We start from the raw sequence: 16,768 nt of genomic DNA on the forward strand, positions 1-16,768 counted from the left end.
TTGGACAGTTACGGGGACTGGCTCCGCGGGCGCACCGACGAGCAGTTGCGCGTCCTGGTCTCCGCGCGGCCCGAACTGATCACCCCCGTCCCCGCCGACCTGGCGGCCCTGGCCGCCCGCGCGGTCGCCCCGTCGGCGGTCAACCGGGCCCTGGACCGGCTGGACCGCGCGGCGCTGGCCGTCCTCGAAGCGGTCATCGTCCTGCCCTCCCCCACCCTCACCTCGCTGAAGAAGGCGCTGGGAGCGCGGTGCAACGAGGTCGTGGAGCGGCTGCGGGACCTCGGCCTCCTCTGGCCGGGCCCCTCCCGCACCCTGCGGGTCGCGCCCGGCGTGCGGGCCGCGCTCCCCCACCCCGCCGGACTCGGGCCGCCCGCCCGCGAGGCGCTGGCCGCGCTGCCCCTGGACAGGCTCCTGGCGCTCGCCGAGGACCTGGACGTCCCCACCGCCTTCGCCAGCGGCGCCGGACTCGCCGAGGCCCTCGCCGGGCTGCTGGCCGATCCCGGCCCCCTCATCGAGGCCGCCGGGCCCGAGGCGAGGACGGCGCTGGAGCACCTGGCCTGGGGTCCTCCCACGGGCCGGATCGAGAACGCGCGGCGTCCGGTGGGCCTCGCCGAGGCGCACAGCCCCGTGGAACGCCTGCTGGCCAGATGCCTGCTGGTCCCGCTGGACGACCGGACGGTGACGCTGCCCCGCGAGGTGGGGCTGCACCTGCGCGGAGGCGCCCTCTTCCAGGGCGACGTCATCACCCCGCCGGCGCCCGCGGGGACCTCCCGCTCCCGGAGGCTGACCGACCAGATCGCCTCCGGGCAGGCATTCACCCTGCTGCGGCTGACCGAGGAGCTGCTGGAGCACTGGGGGGTGAACCCCCCGCCCGTGCTGCGCACCGGCGGCCTGGGCGTCCGGGAGCTCAAGGCCGCGGCGGGCCTGCTCGACCTCCCCGAACGCGACGCCGCGCTGGTCGCCGAGATCGCCTACGCGGCGGGCCTGCTCGCCCGCGAGGGGGAGTGGCTGCCCACCCGCACCTACGACCTGTGGCTGCTGCGCGACGCCGCCGCCCGCTGGACCGACCTGGCCTACGCCTGGCTGGCGACCGACCGGGTGCCGGGTCTGGTCGGCGAACGCGACGCCAGGGACAAGACGATCAACGCCCTGTCCGACGAGCTCGTCCGGCCCGCCGCCCCGTGGATCAGGCGCGAGACGCTGGAGACGCTGGCGGCGTCCGCGGGGGCCGAGGAGGGGATCGCGCCTGTCGCGCCCACGGAGGAGGCGGTGCTGCGGACTCTGGCCTGGCGCCACCCCCGGCGCACGGGCGGCCTGCACGACCGGATCGTCTCGTGGACCCTGCACGAGACGGCCTTCCTCGGGATCACCGGGTTCGGCGCCGCGGCGTCCTACACCGGGGCGCTCCTGGCCGGGGAGGAGGTCGCCGAGGCGCTCGGCGCGCTGCTGCCCGAGCCTGTCGACCAAGTGATGCTCCAGGCGGACCTGACGGCGGTCGCGCCCGGCCCTCTCGTACCCGACCTGGCGCGCGAGCTGGCGCTGACCGCCGACGTGGAGTCGAAGGGCGGGGCGACGGTCTACCGGTTCACCGCCGAGTCGGTGCGGCGGGCCCTGGACGCCGGGCGCTCCGTCTCGGACCTGCTGGACCTGCTGGCGCGGCACAGCAGCACCCCCGTCCCGCAGCCCCTGGCGTACCTGGTCGAGGACGTCGGCCGCCGGCACGGCAGGCTCCGGGTCGGCACCGCCCTCTCCTACGTCCGCTGCGACGACCCGGCGACCCTGGACGAGATCCTCGCCGACCGCCGCGCCTCGACCCTGCGCCTGCACCGGCTGGCGCCGACGGTGCTGGCCTCCCGGCTGTCCCGCCAGGAGCTGCTGGAGGCGCTGCGCTCCGTCGGCTTCTCCCCCGTTCCCGAGTCGGCCGAGGGCGGGCTGGTGGTCACCCGGACGGACGCCCGCCGCGCCGAGCCGGCGGCCCGCCCGCCGATCGAGCACGAGCCCCTCGCGGACGGGCGGATCGCCGCCGCGGCGATCCGGGCGCTGCGCGCGGGCGAGGAGGCCGCCTCGGTCGGCGCGCCCGCCGGGGAGCCGCCGCGCACCCCGTCGGCGGCCATGGTCGACGAGCTGCGGGCCGCCATCGGCGCCCGGTTGTGGATCGGCTACCTGGACCAGCAGGGCCAGGCCTCCAGCCGGATCATCGAGCCGGTTCGGGTGGACGGCGGCTACCTGACGGCGTACGACCAGACCAGGGCCTCCGTCCAGCGTTTCGCGCTGCACCGCATCACCGGTGTGCGGAAGGTCTGAACCCATCGATAATCTGCGCAGTCCCACAGGTATGGACGAGAAGGTCTCCCCGTGAGCTATCCCCCCCAAGATCCTTACATTTACGGCAACGGCATCCCCGGCCACCCCAACCAGTACGGCAACCAGTACGGTCCGTTCGTCCCGCCGCCTCCCCCGGCGAACAACGGCGCCGCGGTGGCCGCGCTGATCGCCAACATCCTGCTCACCATCACCTGCTGCGGGCTGCTGGCCGTCCCCGGCATCGTCACCGCCGCGATCGCGATGAGCCGGGTCCACACCGACCCGGTCTCGGCCAAGAACCTCACCATGTGGAGCTGGGTGATCTTCGGTGCCGCCATCCTCGTGGGAATCGTGCTGCTCGTCCTCTTCTTCGCCCTGGGCCTCTCCGAGTCCTTCGACGAATCCACCACGACCGTCGACGACGGCTACACCATCTGACGCCTTCCGGCCATCTCGGCCGGGAGATCCCGCTCACCCGGCGCGCAGGAACACCGGCACCCCCTCCGGTGTTGCAGACTCGATGGTTATGAATGATGGTCCGTTGATCGTGCAGTCGGACAAGACGCTGCTGCTGGAAGTCGACCATGAGCGGGCGGGTGATTGCCGTCGGGCCATCGCGCCCTTCTGCGAGCTGGAGCGGGCGCCCGAGCACGTGCACACCTACCGGGTGACGCCGCTGGCGTTGTGGAACGCGCGGGCCGCCGGGCACGACGCCGAGCAGGTCGTGAACGCGCTGATCGAGTTCTCGCGCTACCCGGTGCCGCACGCGCTGCTGGTGGACGTCGCCGACACGATGGGGCGGTACGGGCGGCTGCGGCTGGAGAAGCACCCCGTGGACGGGCTCGTCCTCATCTCGACCGACCGGGCCGTGCTGGAGGAGGTGCTGCGGTCCAAGAAGATCAAGCCGCTGCTCGGCGACCGGGTGTCGGAGGACACCGTGGCCGTGCACCCGTCCGAGCGGGGCACCCTCAAGCAGGCGCTGCTCAAGCTCGGCTGGCCCGCCGAGGACCTCGCCGGGTACGTGGACGGCGAGGCGCACCCGATCGACCTGGCGGAGACCGGCTGGTCGCTGCGGCCCTACCAGAAGGACGCCGCGGAGGCGTTCTGGCAGGGCGGGTCCGGGGTCGTGGTGCTGCCCTGCGGGGCGGGCAAGACGACCGTGGGGGCCGCGGCCATGGCGCACGCGCGGGCGACCACGCTGATCCTGGTCACCAACACCGTCAGCGTCCACCAGTGGAAGCAGGAGCTGATCCGCCGCACCAGCCTCACCGAGGACGAGATCGGCGAGTACTCGGGCGCCAAGAAGGAGATCCGCCCGGTCACCATCGCCACCTACCAGATCATGACGTCCCGGCGTAAGGGCGCCTACGGGCACCTGGAGCTGTTCGACGCCCGCGACTGGGGCCTGGTGATCTACGACGAGGTGCACCTGCTGCCCGCGCCGATCTTCCGGATGACCGCCGACCTGCAGGCCCGCCGCCGGCTGGGCCTGACCGCCACCCTGGTCCGCGAGGACGGGCGCGAGGGCGACGTCTTCTCCCTCATCGGGCCCAAGCGCTACGACACGCCCTGGAAGGAGATGGAGAACCAGGGCTGGATCGCCCCCGCAGACTGCGTCGAGGTGCGGGTCACCCTGACCGACTCCGAGCGGCTGTCCTACGCCACGGCCGAGCCCGAGGAGCGCTACCGGTTCTGCGCCACCACCGAGACCAAGACCCGTGTCGTGGAGCGGCTGGTCGAGCGGCACCGGGGCGAGCCGACCCTGGTCATCGGCCAGTACATCGACCAGCTCGACGAGCTGGGCGAGCGGCTCGACGCCCCCGTGATCAAGGGTGAGACCAAGATCAAGGAGCGGGAGCGCCTGTTCGACGGCTTCCGCAGCGGCGAGATCAAGTGCCTGGTCGTCTCCAAGGTCGCGAACTTCTCCATCGACCTCCCCGAGGCCTCCGTGGCCATCCAGGTCTCCGGTTCCTTCGGCTCCCGCCAGGAGGAGGCCCAGCGCCTCGGCCGCGTCCTGCGCCCCAAGGCCGACGGCGGCACCGCCCGCTTCTACAGCGTCGTCGCCCGCGACACCCTCGACCAGGACTTCGCCGCCCACCGGCAGCGCTTCCTCGCCGAGCAGGGCTACGCCTACCGGATCGTCGACGCCGACGACGTGTGAGAGGGCGGCCTTCCGCCAGGGGGGCCGCTTTCCGCTCGGCCCGAGGCCGCGTTAACGGCCGGACTTCACCCGGGCCAGGAACGCGGCGGCACGGCCGCCGGACAGAGACAGGTGGCCCCGCTCGGGGTTCTTGCTGTCCCGGATCCTCAGCTCGGCTGGAAGCGCAGCCAACTCGACGCACAGGTTCTCAGCACCGCTGTAGCTGGACTTGCGCCAAACATGAGTGGTGGTCATTCGATGTTCTCCAGATATCGGTGGATCAGCGCGAGGCTGTCGGACCCGGAAAGCGCCCGGGAGCCAATCCGCTCGTAACGCCCAAGGTACTCGCGCACTTCGGCCGGTTCGCTGATGAGACGTCCGCCGCCGGGGGAGTCGGAGAACGCCGTGTCCCCCACCTCCAAGGTCATGATCATGAAACTTCCGTCCATGGCCGGGGACGCGCCAGAGGAGCGGGGCACGACCCTGATTCCGACGGTGTCCAGCCGGGCGAGGTCGAGCAGGCGCTCCAGTTGGCCGCGCATGACATCCAGCCCTCCGATAGGCCAGCTCAAGGCGTTCTCCGACAGAATCACCCACACTTCCGGGGGCGGTTCGCGCCGGAAGATATCAGCGCGTTCCATGCGACCGGCCACCAGCTCGTCAGCCCGGGAAGCGTAACGCCCGGACAGGATGAGCGCCCGCGCGTACTCAGGAGTCTGAAAGATTCCGGGGACGATCAGCGCCTCATAGACGCGCAGGAAATGGGCGGACGCCTCAAGATGCAGGCACTGCTCGCGCCATGCGGAGTTATGGTTGCGAGTTGCGTGATAAATGAGAAAACAGAACAAACCGCCCGTATCCCACTCTTTATCAAGAAGCGCGTCCTGCTTCTCATCGAGCATCTCCTCCCCTCGCTCGATACGAGAAACCGAGGCGATGGAGGCACTGATGATGGCGCCCACATTGGCCTGCGACTTGCCCTTCTGAAGGCGAAGAAACCGCAGGTGGTGGGCGATGAGCGCCCACAGGTCGGTGGTCGGCTCGGGGGCCGGGACGAGCTTGGGCATGAACCCTCCGGATTATCCGACGTTCTCATCATTCTCACGAGAACTGGAAAACGCTAACCCGGAGCCCGAGCCTGGTGCCATCGATTCACCGAACTCTTCGGAGGTGAGATGTGGTTTCCGGCACCGGCGCCCCATATATTCCGCGACGTCCAGACCGCACGAAGTTCTATTTCCAGAACTTCGCCGTCCCCTGGACCCTTGAGGACGTCAACGACACCCGCCACCGCGTCGCCGCCGTCCTGCGCGACTGGGGCATCGACCCCGGCTTCATCGACGACAGGATCACCGCCATCCACGAGATGGTGACCAATGCCTACTGCCACGGCGAGCCGCCCGTCCTCCTCAGCCTCCTCCTGGACGACCACGGTCTGCTGGTGGAGGTCGCCGACCGCTCCCCCGGGATGCCCGAACGGCGCAGGCCGGGCATCGACGACCTGCGCGGGCGCGGCCTGATCCTGATCGAGGACGCCGCCCGCGCCATGGGCTGGCGCGCCGTCCGGGAGGGGAAGGTCGTATGGGCGAGATTCTGACCCGCCCGGCCTACGCCGCGGTCGTCTCGGAGGCCCGCAAATGATCCAGGAGACCCTTCGCACCCTCGCGGCATGGGTACTCGGGATGTCCCTGTCCTTCCTCCCCTGGATGGCCTACACCCTCGTCTCCGACCGCCGGGAGAAGGCGCCCGGAAGGCGGTCCGGTCCGGAGCCCTCACCGGGCCGGGACGGGTGCCCCGGCCCGGAAGGTGCTCCGGTAGGCCGTCGGGGCCACGCCCAGCGCGGCGTGCAGGTGCTGGCGCAGGGAGACCGCGCTGCCCAGGCCGCTGCGGCGGGCGACCTCGTCCACCGGCAGATCGGTGGCCTCCAGCAGATGGCGGGCGTATTCCACCCGCTGCCGGTTCAGCCATTTCGCGGGGCTGGAGCCGGTCTCCTCGCGGAAGCGGCGGGTGAACGTGCGGGAACTCATCCCGGCGCGGGCGGCGAGGTCGGCCACGGCGATCGGCTCTGCGAGGTGGGCCAGCGCCCAGGCGCGGGCCGGGGCGGTGCCCTCCTCGCCGGAGGCGGGCACGGGCCGTTCGATGAACTGGGCCTGCCCTCCCGCCCGGTACGGCGCGGCCACGCAGCGGCGTGCCGTGCGGTTGGCGACCTCGCTTCCGTGGTCCCTGCGGATCACGTGGAGGCAGAGGTCGATGCCCGCGACGACGCCCGCCGAGGTGAGGACGTCACCGTCGTCGACGAACAGGACGTCGGGGTTCAGCCTGACCGACGGGAAGAAGCGCGAGAACTTCTCCGCGTTGCGCCAGTGCGTCGTGGCGGGGCGTCCGTCCAGGAGGCCCGCCGCGGCCAGCACGAAGGCTCCCGTGCAGATCGACATCAGCCGGGCCTGGGTGGCGCGCAGGGCCTCTCTGACGTCCTCCCGCAGGGTTCCGTCGTACAGGGGCGAGCCGCCGTGGATGCCGGGCACGACGACGGTGTCGGCGGTCTCCAGGAGGGAGAGGTCGCGGTCGGGCGTCACGCTGTAGCCGACCCGGCAGCGCACCGGCTCGCCCCCGGGGCTGCAGGTGAGCACCTCGTAGTCGGCGGGCGGCTCGGCCACCCGGAAGACGTGGCCGGGAATCCCGAGGTCGAGCGTGGCGAAGTCGTCCAGGACCAGGACGGCGATCCGGTGCGTCATGCCCGATACCGTAGTGGCCGGAATCTTTCGCTAGTTGGCTTTTCAGCCACTCGCCGCAACCCTCCGACCTCTCGAGAATTCAGGGCATGAAGCTGCACAGGGCATGGATCGTGGCGGGCGTCGCACTGGTGGCGATCATGGGGGCGGCGGGGTTCCGGGCCACGCCGGGCGTCATGATCAACCCGCTCCGCGAGGAGTTCGGGTGGTCCACCGGCACGATCTCGCTGGCCGTCTCCGTCAACCTCCTGCTGTACGGGCTGACCGCGCCGTTCGCCGCCGCGCTGATGGACCGCTTCGGCATGCGCCGGGTCGTCGCCGCGGCCCTGGCGCTGATCGCGGCGGGCAGCGGCCTCACCGTCTGGATGACCGAGAGCTGGCAGCTCGTCGCGCTGTGGGGCGTCCTGGTGGGCCTGGGCACCGGCTCGATGGCGCTGGTCTTCGCCGCGACCCTCACCGGCCGCTGGTTCGTCCGGCACCGGAGCCTCGTCATGGGCGTGCTGACCGCGGGCGGCGCGACCGGGCAGCTGGTCTTCCTGCCGCTCCTGGCCTACCTGGCCCAGCACCAGGGCTGGCGCACCGCCTCGGTGGCGGTCGCGGTCTGCGCGCTGCTCGTCGTCCCGCTGGTGTGGTTCCTGCTCCGCGACACCCCCGAGGAGCTCGGGCTGACCGCCCTGGGCGCGGACGGCCCGCAGGAGCACGTCCGGCAGCCCGACGCGGCCCGGCGCGCCCTGCGGACGCTGCGCGAGGCGTCGGGCAGCCGGGGCTTCTGGTACCTGATGCTGGGCTTCTTCGTCTGCGGGGCCAGCACCAACGGCCTGGTCGGCACCCACTTCATCCCGGCCGCCCACGACCACGGCATGAGCGAGCCGGCGGCGGCGGGCCTGCTCGCGGTGATCGGGATCTTCGACGTCGCCGGCACCGTCCTGAGCGGCTGGCTCAGCGACCGGGTGGACCCGGGCAAGCTGCTGGTGGCCTACTACGGCCTGCGCGGCATGTCCCTGCTGGTCCTGCCGCAGCTGTTCGCCGCCACGACCGAGCCCGCCATGCTGCTGTTCATCGTCTTCTACGGGCTGGACTGGGTCGCGACGGTCCCGCCCACGGTCGCCCTGTGCCAGCGGATGTTCGGCAAGGACGGCGCGATCGTGTTCGGCTGGGTCTTCGCCTCCCACATGGTCGGCGCCGCCTTCGCCTCGGCCGTCGCGGGGCTGCTGCGCGACGAGCTCGGGAACTACGACGTGGCCTGGTACGGAGCCGGGATCCTTTGCATCGCCGCGGCGTTCGTGTCCGCCAACCTCCGCACCAGGCCGCCGCTCAGAAAATCCCCTGCCCCGGCGTGAGGATGTTCGACGGGTCGTAGGCGCGCTTGGCGGCCTGGAAGGCCGGCCAGGCGGGGCCGAAGTGGCGGCGCCAGTCGTCCCGGCTGAACGAGACCGCCCCGGTCGGGTACCGGCCTCCCCCGGCGGCCCGGACCCGCTCGTAGAGCGCGCGGTTGGCGGCGATCATCGCGGCGGGGCTGGCCGATCCGGGCGAGGAGGTGCGCAGCACCCCGAACAGGAAGGTGTGCTTCTCCTTCGCCAGCCGCAGCAGCGGCGTCCGGACCTTGGCGGCGGGGATCGGGTAGAGCAGGATGACCGCGCTCAGCCCGATCAGGTCCGGGGTCAGCTCCGGCAGCGTTTCGGCGACCAGCTCGTCGGTCTTCGAACCGGGCAGGAAGGCGTCGATCCACGGATGGGGGCGCGCCCACTCGCCGAGTTCGATGAGGATCTCCACGACCGGGGCTATCCGGTTGAGGAAGTCGAAGTAGGACAGGTCGTCGATCACCGCCGAGACGTGGCCGAGGTCGCCGGTGAGCCGGTCGTCGTCGGCCGGCACGGCGTCGAAGGCCACCGCCTCCATCACGAACGTCCAGGAGCCGTCCTCCACGCGGCTGAGCGAACCCTCCAGGTACCCGAACCGGCCTTCGTCGACCATGCGCCGCTGCGCGGCGGTGAGCGCCTCCAGCGTCGGATAGGTGAGGTTGTAGCGCCGGACGGCCGCGGGCGCGGGGAGCAGCCGGACGACGGCCCCGACGATGATCCCGACCTGGCCTAGGCCGCCGCGCACCGCGTCGAAGAGGTCGCGCCGCCGGGTCGGCGAACAGGTCGTCAGCTCGCCCTTCCCGGTGACGACCTTCAGCTCCAGCACGTTGTCGACCTGCGCGCCGTGGTGGCCGGCCGCGCCGCCGAGCCCGCCGAGCGACAGGGTGCCGCCGACCGACAGGCCCAGGTAGTCGGTGAGGACGGGCGGGGTCCTGCCCTCGGCCAGCGCGGCCCGCACCAGGTCCAGCCAGGTGGTCCCCGCGCCGACGACGGCGCGGTCGCCCCGGATCTCGATGGTGTCGAGCGGGCGGAGGTCGATGACCAGGCCGCCCTCCACCTGGCTCTGCCCGTGGACGCTGTGGCCCTGGCCGCGTCCGGCCACCTGGACGCCGTGGCGGCGGCAGTACTTCACCATGGCGGCCACGTCGTTGACCGAACCGGGCTCCAGGACCGCCCGAGGCCTTCTGCTGACGATGTGCCCGAAGTCGTCGGCGGCCTCGTCGAGCGCGGCGTCGTCGAGCCGGAGCCGCCCGTCCAGCGGCGGCAGCCGGTCGAAGGGGCCGCCCGCGTGCGCGGCGGTGACCCAGGACCGGGTCACGGGATCGAGGCCGAGGACGAGCGCGCCCGCCATGAGGCCGGTGAGGACGGAGCGGCGACCGGGTTCCCGCACAGTGGCACCTCCTGAAAGATCCGTTCGGACGACCTGAAAGGATCTTTGCAAGAATTCCACGACAGAACGACCGGGATTGTAAATTTGCGGCACTGCGGCACGGGAACCACCGGAGGAACGTGAGCATGCAGGCAGCGCGGGAAAGCCGCCGAGCGGCGCGGGAGAGCCGTCAGGCGGCGGCCTTCGACCATATCGGCGCCCAGTACGACGAGGCGTTCCCCCACAAGGACGGGCAGCTCCTGACCGGCGAGTGGCTGCTCGACCGCCTCCCTTCCGGGTCCGCCGTGCTCGACCTCGGCTGCGGCACCGGCCTGCCGACCGCGGCCCAGCTGGCCGGAGCCGGTCACCGCGTCACCGGTGTCGACTACTCCGCCGAGATGGTCCGCCTCGCCCGGGAGAACGTGCCGCGAGGCGTCTTCCGGCAGTGCGACCTGTACGACGTCGAAGGCGAGTACGACGCCGTGCTAGCGTTCTTCGTCCTGCTGATGCTCCCGCTGGACGAGATCCCCGGCGCCCTCGCCCGCATGCACCGGCTGGTGCGCCCCGGCGGCCTGTTCTGCCTGTCGATGGTCGAGGCCGACCTGGACGACCACCCGCTCGCCTTCCTCGGCCAGGAGGTGCGCGTCTCCGCCCTGCTGCGGGAGGACCTGCGCGCCCAGGTGGAGGCCTCCGGGTTCACCGTCGAGGAGGAGCGGGTGCTCAGCTACGCGCCCGCCTCCACCCAGGCCGTCCCCGAAGTCCAGCTCTTCCTCGCCTGCCGCCGCCCATGAACGCCGCCGAGTCCCTGCGCGACCGGCTGTCCTACCTGGGGGAGGCCGCCACCCGGATCGGCACCAGGCTCGATCCCGGGGCCAGCGCCCGCGCCCTGGCCTCCGCCCTGGTGCCGCGGCTGGCCGACACCGTCACCGTCTACCTGCTGGAGGCCCTGTTCACCGGCGGGCGTCTCGACGGCTCGGACGAGCTGCGCCTGGTGACGGGGCCCAAGCAGCCCGAGGAGCTCGCCCGGGAGGTCATGCGGCTCGACGCCCCGCTGCAGGACGGCACGCTGCTGGCCGTCCCGATGAAGGTGCGCGGCCGGACCCTCGGCGCCGTCCTGCTGGAACGCGAGTACCGGCCGCACGACGACATCGACGTCATGATGGCCGAGCAGCTCGCCGGGCAGGCCGCGCTCGCCGCCGACAACGCCCACCGCTACCGGGTCGAGGCCGCCACCGCCGACACCCTCCAGCGCAGCATGCTGCCCTCCCTGCTGCCCCGGTTCACCGGCATCGAGCTGACCCACCGCTACCTGCCGGCCAGCGACCACGCCCAGGTCGGCGGCGACTGGTTCGACGCGATCGCGCTGCCCGGCAGCCGGGTCGCGCTGGTCGTCGGCGACGTCATGGGCCACGGCATGCGCTCGGCGGCGATCATGGGCCAGCTCCGCACGTCCGTGCACACGCTGGCCGCGCTGGACCTGCCGCCCGACCAGGTGCTGCGCCAGCTCGACGGGCTCGCCCAGGACCTGGGCGAGAACCACCTGGCGACCTGCCTGTACGCGGTGTACGACCCGGTGGCCCGGCGGGTCACCTTCGCCAACGCCGGGCACCTGCCGCCCGTCCTGGTCCGCCGCGACGGGTCGGCCGAGCTGCTGCCGGTGCCCCCGGGCGTGCCGATCGGGGTGGGCGGGGTGGCCTTCGAGCCGATCGAGTTCCCGGTGCGGGACGGCGACCGGCTGGTGCTGTGCACCGACGGGCTGGTGGAGGTGCGCGGCCACGACCTCATGGACGGCCTGGCGGAGCTGTGCGGTGTGCTCGACGCCCGGCGGCTGCCGCTGGACGCCCAGTGCGAGGAGGTGCTGCGCGTCCTGCCGGTGCGCGGACGCCAGGACGACGACGTCGCGCTGCTCATGGCCGACCTGAACGGCATCCCGGCCGCCCGCATCGCCCGCTGGATGCTGCGGCCGCGGCCCGTCACCCCGGCCCGGGTGCGGCGGCTGATCCGCGCCACCCTCGCCTCCTGGGGGCTGGCGGCGTGCAGCGAGACGGCCGAGCTGCTCGCCACCGAGCTGGTCACCAACGCCGTCCGCTACGCCACCCGCCCCATCGAGCTGCGCCTGCTGCACACCGACGGGCTGCTGGTGGAGGTCAGCGACGACGAGCACGGGCTGCCGGTGCTGCGCCACGCCGACGCCGACGACGAGGGCGGCCGCGGCATGCAGCTGGTCTCCCGGCTGGCCTGCCAGTGGGGCGCGACCCGCACCGCCACCGGCAAGGTCGTCTGGTTCCGCCTGAACGTCGACCCGGACGATGCCTAGACCCGCACGACCGTCACCGGGAGGGACGAGTCGGCCGGGATGTCCAGGCGGGACTCCTCCACGCCGGAGGCGACCAGCTCGGCGCCGAGGGCGGCGACCATCGCGCCGTTGTCGGTGCACAGGCCGGGGCGGGGCACCCGCAGCCGGATCCCCGCCTTGTCGCAGCGCTGCTTGGCCATCTCCCGCAGCCGGGAGTTCGCGGCGACGCCGCCGCCGATCTGGAGGTGGTCGACGTCGTGGGCCTTGCAGACCGCGACGGCCTTGCGGGTGAGGACGTCCACGACGGCCTCCTGGAACGAGGCGGCCACGTCCGCGATCGGGACGGGCTCGCCCGCCCGCTCCCTGGCCTCCACCCAGCGGGCGACCGCCGACTTCAGGCCCGAGAAGGAGAAGTCGTAGGTGCCGTCGTCCAGCTTGCCCCGGGGGAAGAAGATCGACGCGGGGTCGCCCGTCCTGGCGGTCCGGTCGATGATCGGGCCGCCGGGGAAGCCGAGGTCCAGCACCCGGGCCACCTTGTCGAACGCCTCGCCCGCGGCGTCGTCCACGGTCGAGCCGAGGGAGCGCACGTCGGTGGCGACGTCGGGCACCAGCAGCAGAGACGAGTGGCCGCCGGAGACCAGCAGCGACACGCACGGCTTGGGCAGCGGACCGTGCTCCAGCTGGTCGACGGCCACGTGCGCGGCCAGGTGGTTCACCCCGTACAGGGGCTTGCCGAGGGCCAGCGCGTAGGCCTTCGCCGCCGCGACCCCCACCATCAGCGTGCCGGCCAGGCCGGGGCCCGCGGTGACGGCGATCGCGTCCAGGTCGTCCAGGGTCACGCCCGCGGTCTTCAGCGCCCGGTCGATCGTCGGGGTCATCGCCTCCAGGTGCGCGCGGGAGGCCACTTCCGGCACCACCCCGCCGAACCTGGCGTGCAGGTCGACGCTGGAGGCGACGGTGTCGGCGAGCAGGGTGTGCCCCTGGACGATGCCGACCCCGGTCTCGTCGCAGGAGGTCTCTATGCCCAGAACCAGCGGTTCGCTCACTGCTTGTCCCTCCTCATGACGATCGCGTCCACGCCGGACGGCTGGTAGTAGCGCTTGCGGATCCCGATCCGGACGAACCCGAACTTCTCGTAGAGCCGCTGCGCCGGTTCGTTGTCGGCGCGGACCTCCAGGAACACCGCGCGGCAGCCGCGCCGCCCCGCCTCCTCCAGCAGCTCGGTCAGCAGCGCCGCGCCCAGGCCCCCGCCCTGGTGGGCGAGGCGGACGCCGATCGTCTGGATGTCGCCCTCGTCGGCCGCGGCGGCCAGCCCGCCGTAGCCGACGACCTCGCCCTCCCGCTCCAGCACCACGTAGTGGCGGGTGCGGGGCTGCTCGGCCAGCTCGCCCAGGAGCATGCCCTCGGTCCAGGCCTCGTCGGCGAAGAGCTCGTGCTCGATCTCCATCGCGGCGGGCAGGTCGGCCTCGGCCATCGGCCGGATCACCGGGCCGGTCACTGGCTCGCCTTCTTCCTCGGCCCGATCTCCTGGGCGTCGGGGCGTCGCAGGTAGAGCGGCTCGGGCGGCAGCAGGGGCAGCCCCGCGCGGCCCGACAGGCGGATGATCGCGATCTCCGCGATCGCCGCGGCGGACGGCATCAACGGCTCGCCGGCCTCGCCCAGGACCGCCGGGTACAGCGCGGCGCCCTCCCCGTGGACGGGCAGCCCGTGCCCGGCGGCGTCGGAGGGTGGCCCCACGGCCGGCTCGGTGACCCGGCGGGTGTAGGAGTCGTACCGGGCCCAGTAGACCTCCTTGCGCCGGGCGTCCGTGGCCACGACGAAAGGCTCGTCCTTCCCGGTGGCCCAGGCGATGGCGTCCAGCGTGCAGACCCCGTGCACCGGGATCTTCAACGCGTCGCCCAGGGCGTACGCGGTGGCCAGGCCCACCCGCAGCCCGGTGTAGGGGCCGGGGCCGACGCCCACCGCGATCGCCCTCACCTCGCCGGGGGAGACCCCCGCCTCGGCCAGGACCTGGGAGATCGAAGGCGTCAGGACCTCGGCGTGACGCTGCCTGCCGGCGCCGTGCACGCTGCTGCGGGCGTACACGGTGTCGCCGGGCAGCCACTCGTAGAGGGCGACGGTGACCGCCGTGGTCGCGGTGTCGAAAGCCAGAACCAGCACAACCGTCAAGCCTATAACCGTCAGGCGGCCGCCGCGCGCACCGCCTCCGCGGCCACCTTGGCCACCTCGCGGGCGCCCTCCAGGCAGGTTCCCTCACCGAGCGGGGTGTCGTCCTTGACGCTCCCCCCGTAGCTCACGGTGATGAGCACGTTGCCGACCTGGACGTTGACGATGCCCTGGCCCTGGAACCTGTCGACGATGAACAGCTCGTAGGCCCGGTCGCCGACGCCCTTGACCTCCTGGACTCGCTTCAGCTTCTGGCCGGAGAGCAGGCCCTCGCCGCCCTTGTCGGCCTCGGCCTCCTCCTGGAACATGGTCGTCGCCTGCTTGATCGGCGCGTCACCGGAGATTCCGCGCACCTCGAGGGCCAGCTCCCTGGGGTCGGAGGCCTCCAGGTCGCCCCAGCTGCACTTGGAGTACTCGTCGGTCTCGGTGCCCTCGTGCAGCCGGGCGGTGCTCTGGGGGACCAGCCGCGAGGCGGTCTCCCCCTTCACGAGGTCGCAGGAGGAGGGGACCACGTCGAACGGGGTGAAGGTCGTCCGGGGCTGGGACGCCGCGCTCTGCTGGCTGCGCGCCGGCTCGATCCGCTCCTCCGGTGGATCACCCGCGCTGCGCAGGATGAAGAGCCCCGCGACAGCGCAGATCGCGAGTACGGCGGTCAGCGCCCCACCCAGGAGGATCGCCATGCTCCGCTCAGAACCGCTGGATCTGCGTCTTTGGCCGCCCATCGAGGACTCCCATGCCCGTTGCCGAGATATCAGAGGAAGTAACTCTTTACTGCGCTGAAGAGGCTACGACATCTAAATGCAACTTAGGGAGTACCTGGCGGTAGCTTACGAGCCAGAAGAACCATCTTTTTTCACCATGGAACGCTCCCAGCCCACCTTTCCCCCACTCCGGTGACCGTCACCTCACGCTCCTCGCCCTCTCCCACCCGTTCCAGCCGGACCTCCAGCCGGTCCTCGGCGAGCTCCTCGACCAGTCCCTCGCCCCACTCGACGATGGTGACCGCGTCCTCCAGCGAGGTGTCCAGGTCCAGATCGTCGACCTCGGCCAGACCGCCCAGGCGGTAGGCGTCCACGTGCACCAGCGGCGGCCCCCCGGACAGCGGCGGGTGCACCCGCGCGATCACGAAGGTCGGCGAGGTGACCGGCCCCCGCACGTCCAGGCCCGCGCCGATGCCCTGCGTCAGCGTGGTCTTGCCCGCCCCCAGGCCGCCCGACAGGACGACCAGGTCGCCGGACCGCAGCCGCCCGGCCAGCTCCCTGCCGAAACGGTGCATCTCCTCGGCCGTCTCGATGCGCACTACTTCTCCTTCCCTTCCCGCGCGGACGCCGCCGCGGCGGCGTCCGAAGAACGCTCCACCAACCTGAGCAGCGCCGCGGTCACCTCGTCCGGGTGCTCCAGCGGGAGCAGGTGGCCTGCCGCCTCGATCCCGACGAACTCCGCGTCGTCCAGCAGGTCGGCGATCAGTTCGCCGTGGGGCCTGGGCGTGAGCATGTCCGCTCCCCCCGACATGACCAGGACCGGGATCCTCGTCAGGACCTCCAGCGCCGCGCGCTTGTCGTGCCGCATGAGCGACGGGTAGAACTCGGCGATCACGTCGATGGGCGTGGCGCGGATCATCCGCTCCACGAAGTCCACGATGCCGGGGCTGATCCCGCGGTCCGCGAAGCCCATCCGGCGGATCACGAAGAACGCCAGGTCCGCGCCGACCTCCCGAGCCGGGTCCACGATCTGCTTGCGGCGGCCCAGCCCGCTGACCACGCGGGGCGCGAACGGGCGCACCGCCTTGGCCAGCAGCAGCGGGAAGCCGAGCGTCATCTGGTGGATCTCGCCGGTCGAGGTGTTGACCAGGCCGACGCCGATGACCTGGTCGCCGAACAGACCCGGCTCCCGGTCGGCCAGCGCCATGATCGACATGCCGCCCATGGAATGGCCGATCAGGACCACCGGCTCGTCCGGGCGGACCGTGGCGCGCAGCACCGCGGCCAGGTCCGCGCCCGTCTGGTCGATGGTGGCGTTGCCGGGCTTGCTGCGGCCCGAGGCCCCGTGGCTGCGCTGGTCCCAGAAGACCTTGCGGAACCCCTTCAGGTCGCGGCGCTGGAAGTGCCAGGTGTCCTGGGTCAGGCAGTAGCCGTGGCAGAAGACGAGCGTCGGCCGCCCGGAGACCCGCGCCTCCGGCTCGTCGACCTCCACGTACAGCGGCAGGCCGTCGTCGGCCAGGACGGTCATCGGCTCGCCGCACCGGACCCCGAACGGCTCTCCCGCGTACGGGTCGGGCTGCAGCCTGACCCTGCCGACCGCGACCCGGCGGGCCGCGACCGCGGCCCCGATCCCCGCGGCGCCCAACGCCGCGGCGGCTCCCGCGATTCCCAGCCTGCGTCTGCTCCTGACGTCCAAATC

General features: G+C 72.3%; 17 protein-coding genes. 7 read left to right on the top strand and 10 right to left on the bottom strand.

Annotation, left to right across the window (positions count from 1 at the left end; genetic code table 11):
* From ABD327_RS12420 to ABD327_RS12430, 3 genes are all read left to right on the top strand, one after another.
* Complete coding sequence (locus tag ABD327_RS12420) at positions 1-2,304, top strand: helicase-associated domain-containing protein (protein WP_344450473.1); 2,304 nt, start codon at positions 1-3, stop codon at positions 2,302-2,304.
* A 51-nt stretch (positions 2,305-2,355) separates the two neighbouring features.
* Entirely contained in the window at positions 2,356-2,742 is a 387-nt protein-coding gene (locus tag ABD327_RS12425) for a hypothetical protein (RefSeq protein ID WP_344450474.1), read from the top strand.
* An 88-nt stretch (positions 2,743-2,830) separates the two neighbouring features.
* Positions 2,831-4,465, top strand: coding sequence for a DNA repair helicase XPB (locus tag ABD327_RS12430; protein WP_344450475.1), 1,635 nt, complete (start codon positions 2,831-2,833; stop codon positions 4,463-4,465).
* A 51-nt stretch (positions 4,466-4,516) separates the two neighbouring features.
* On the opposite strand, the gene ABD327_RS12435 is transcribed toward ABD327_RS12430, so the two are convergent.
* Positions 4,517-4,699, bottom strand: coding sequence for a DUF397 domain-containing protein (locus ABD327_RS12435; RefSeq protein ID WP_344450476.1), 183 nt, complete (start codon positions 4,697-4,699; stop codon positions 4,517-4,519).
* Complete coding sequence (locus ABD327_RS12440; RefSeq protein WP_344450477.1) at positions 4,696-5,511, bottom strand: Scr1 family TA system antitoxin-like transcriptional regulator; 816 nt, start codon at positions 5,509-5,511, stop codon at positions 4,696-4,698. The genes ABD327_RS12435 and ABD327_RS12440 overlap by 4 nt, the downstream gene beginning before the upstream one ends.
* A 110-nt stretch (positions 5,512-5,621) precedes the next feature.
* Here ABD327_RS12440 and ABD327_RS12445 point away from each other — a divergent pair, with 110 nt between their 5' ends.
* On the top strand, positions 5,622-6,041 hold the full coding sequence (locus ABD327_RS12445; RefSeq protein ID WP_344450478.1) for an ATP-binding protein: 420 nt from the start codon (positions 5,622-5,624) through the stop codon (positions 6,039-6,041).
* A 175-nt stretch (positions 6,042-6,216) separates the two neighbouring features.
* Here the strand turns inward: ABD327_RS12445 and ABD327_RS12450 are convergent, their stop codons facing one another.
* Positions 6,217-7,179: a GlxA family transcriptional regulator gene (locus tag ABD327_RS12450; RefSeq protein WP_344450479.1), complete on the bottom strand. Its 963-nt coding sequence runs from the start codon at positions 7,177-7,179 to the stop codon at positions 6,217-6,219.
* Positions 7,180-7,265: 86 nt separating this feature from the next.
* Between ABD327_RS12450 and ABD327_RS12455 the strand changes: the two genes are divergently transcribed.
* A complete protein-coding gene (locus ABD327_RS12455; protein ID WP_344450480.1) occupies positions 7,266-8,516 on the top strand; it encodes an MFS transporter in 1,251 nt (416 codons plus the stop codon).
* On the opposite strand, the gene ABD327_RS12460 is transcribed toward ABD327_RS12455, so the two are convergent.
* Positions 8,491-9,927, bottom strand: a complete 1,437-nt coding sequence (locus ABD327_RS12460; RefSeq protein WP_344450481.1) for an FAD-binding protein — start codon at positions 9,925-9,927, stop codon at positions 8,491-8,493. The two genes, ABD327_RS12455 and ABD327_RS12460, sit on opposite strands and share 26 nt — an antisense overlap.
* Positions 9,928-10,052: 125 nt before the next feature.
* Here ABD327_RS12460 and ABD327_RS12465 point away from each other — a divergent pair, with 125 nt between their 5' ends.
* Together ABD327_RS12465 and ABD327_RS12470 are read left to right on the top strand one after the other, a co-directional pair.
* The gene (locus tag ABD327_RS12465; RefSeq protein WP_344450482.1) at positions 10,053-10,697 is read left to right on the top strand and encodes a class I SAM-dependent methyltransferase; all 645 of its coding nucleotides are present in this window, start codon (positions 10,053-10,055) and stop codon (positions 10,695-10,697) included.
* Positions 10,694-12,223 (top strand): ATP-binding SpoIIE family protein phosphatase, encoded by a 1,530-nt coding sequence (locus ABD327_RS12470; protein WP_344450483.1) that lies wholly within the window; start codon positions 10,694-10,696, stop codon positions 12,221-12,223. The genes ABD327_RS12465 and ABD327_RS12470 overlap by 4 nt, the downstream gene beginning before the upstream one ends.
* Here the strand turns inward: ABD327_RS12470 and tsaD are convergent.
* The 6 genes from tsaD to ABD327_RS12500 all read right to left on the bottom strand — a co-directional run bounded on the left by tsaD (position 12,220) and on the right by ABD327_RS12500 (position 16,765).
* Entirely contained in the window at positions 12,220-13,248 is a 1,029-nt protein-coding gene (gene tsaD, locus ABD327_RS12475) for a tRNA (adenosine(37)-N6)-threonylcarbamoyltransferase complex transferase subunit TsaD (protein ID WP_344450484.1), read from the bottom strand. The two genes, ABD327_RS12470 and tsaD, sit on opposite strands and share 4 nt — an antisense overlap.
* Positions 13,245-13,700, bottom strand: a complete 456-nt coding sequence (gene rimI / locus ABD327_RS12480; protein WP_425547102.1) for a ribosomal protein S18-alanine N-acetyltransferase — start codon at positions 13,698-13,700, stop codon at positions 13,245-13,247. Before rimI ends, tsaD begins: the two co-directional genes overlap by 4 nt.
* Positions 13,697-14,362, bottom strand: coding sequence for a tRNA (adenosine(37)-N6)-threonylcarbamoyltransferase complex dimerization subunit type 1 TsaB (gene tsaB, locus ABD327_RS12485; protein ID WP_344450485.1), 666 nt, complete (start codon positions 14,360-14,362; stop codon positions 13,697-13,699). Before tsaB ends, rimI begins: the two co-directional genes overlap by 4 nt.
* A gap of 20 nt (positions 14,363-14,382) precedes the next feature.
* Positions 14,383-15,048 (bottom strand): hypothetical protein, encoded by a 666-nt coding sequence (locus tag ABD327_RS12490; RefSeq protein WP_344450486.1) that lies wholly within the window; start codon positions 15,046-15,048, stop codon positions 14,383-14,385.
* A 173-nt stretch (positions 15,049-15,221) separates the two neighbouring features.
* Complete coding sequence (gene tsaE, locus ABD327_RS12495; protein ID WP_344450487.1) at positions 15,222-15,668, bottom strand: tRNA (adenosine(37)-N6)-threonylcarbamoyltransferase complex ATPase subunit type 1 TsaE; 447 nt, start codon at positions 15,666-15,668, stop codon at positions 15,222-15,224.
* Positions 15,668-16,765: an alpha/beta fold hydrolase gene (locus ABD327_RS12500; RefSeq protein ID WP_344450488.1), complete on the bottom strand. Its 1,098-nt coding sequence runs from the start codon at positions 16,763-16,765 to the stop codon at positions 15,668-15,670. Before ABD327_RS12500 ends, tsaE begins: the two co-directional genes overlap by 1 nt.
* Between the last annotated feature and the right edge of the window lie 3 nt (positions 16,766-16,768).

It is taken from the genome of Actinocorallia aurantiaca, from assembly GCF_039533685.1.
Classification (GTDB): domain Bacteria; phylum Actinomycetota; class Actinomycetes; order Streptosporangiales; family Streptosporangiaceae; genus Actinocorallia; species Actinocorallia aurantiaca.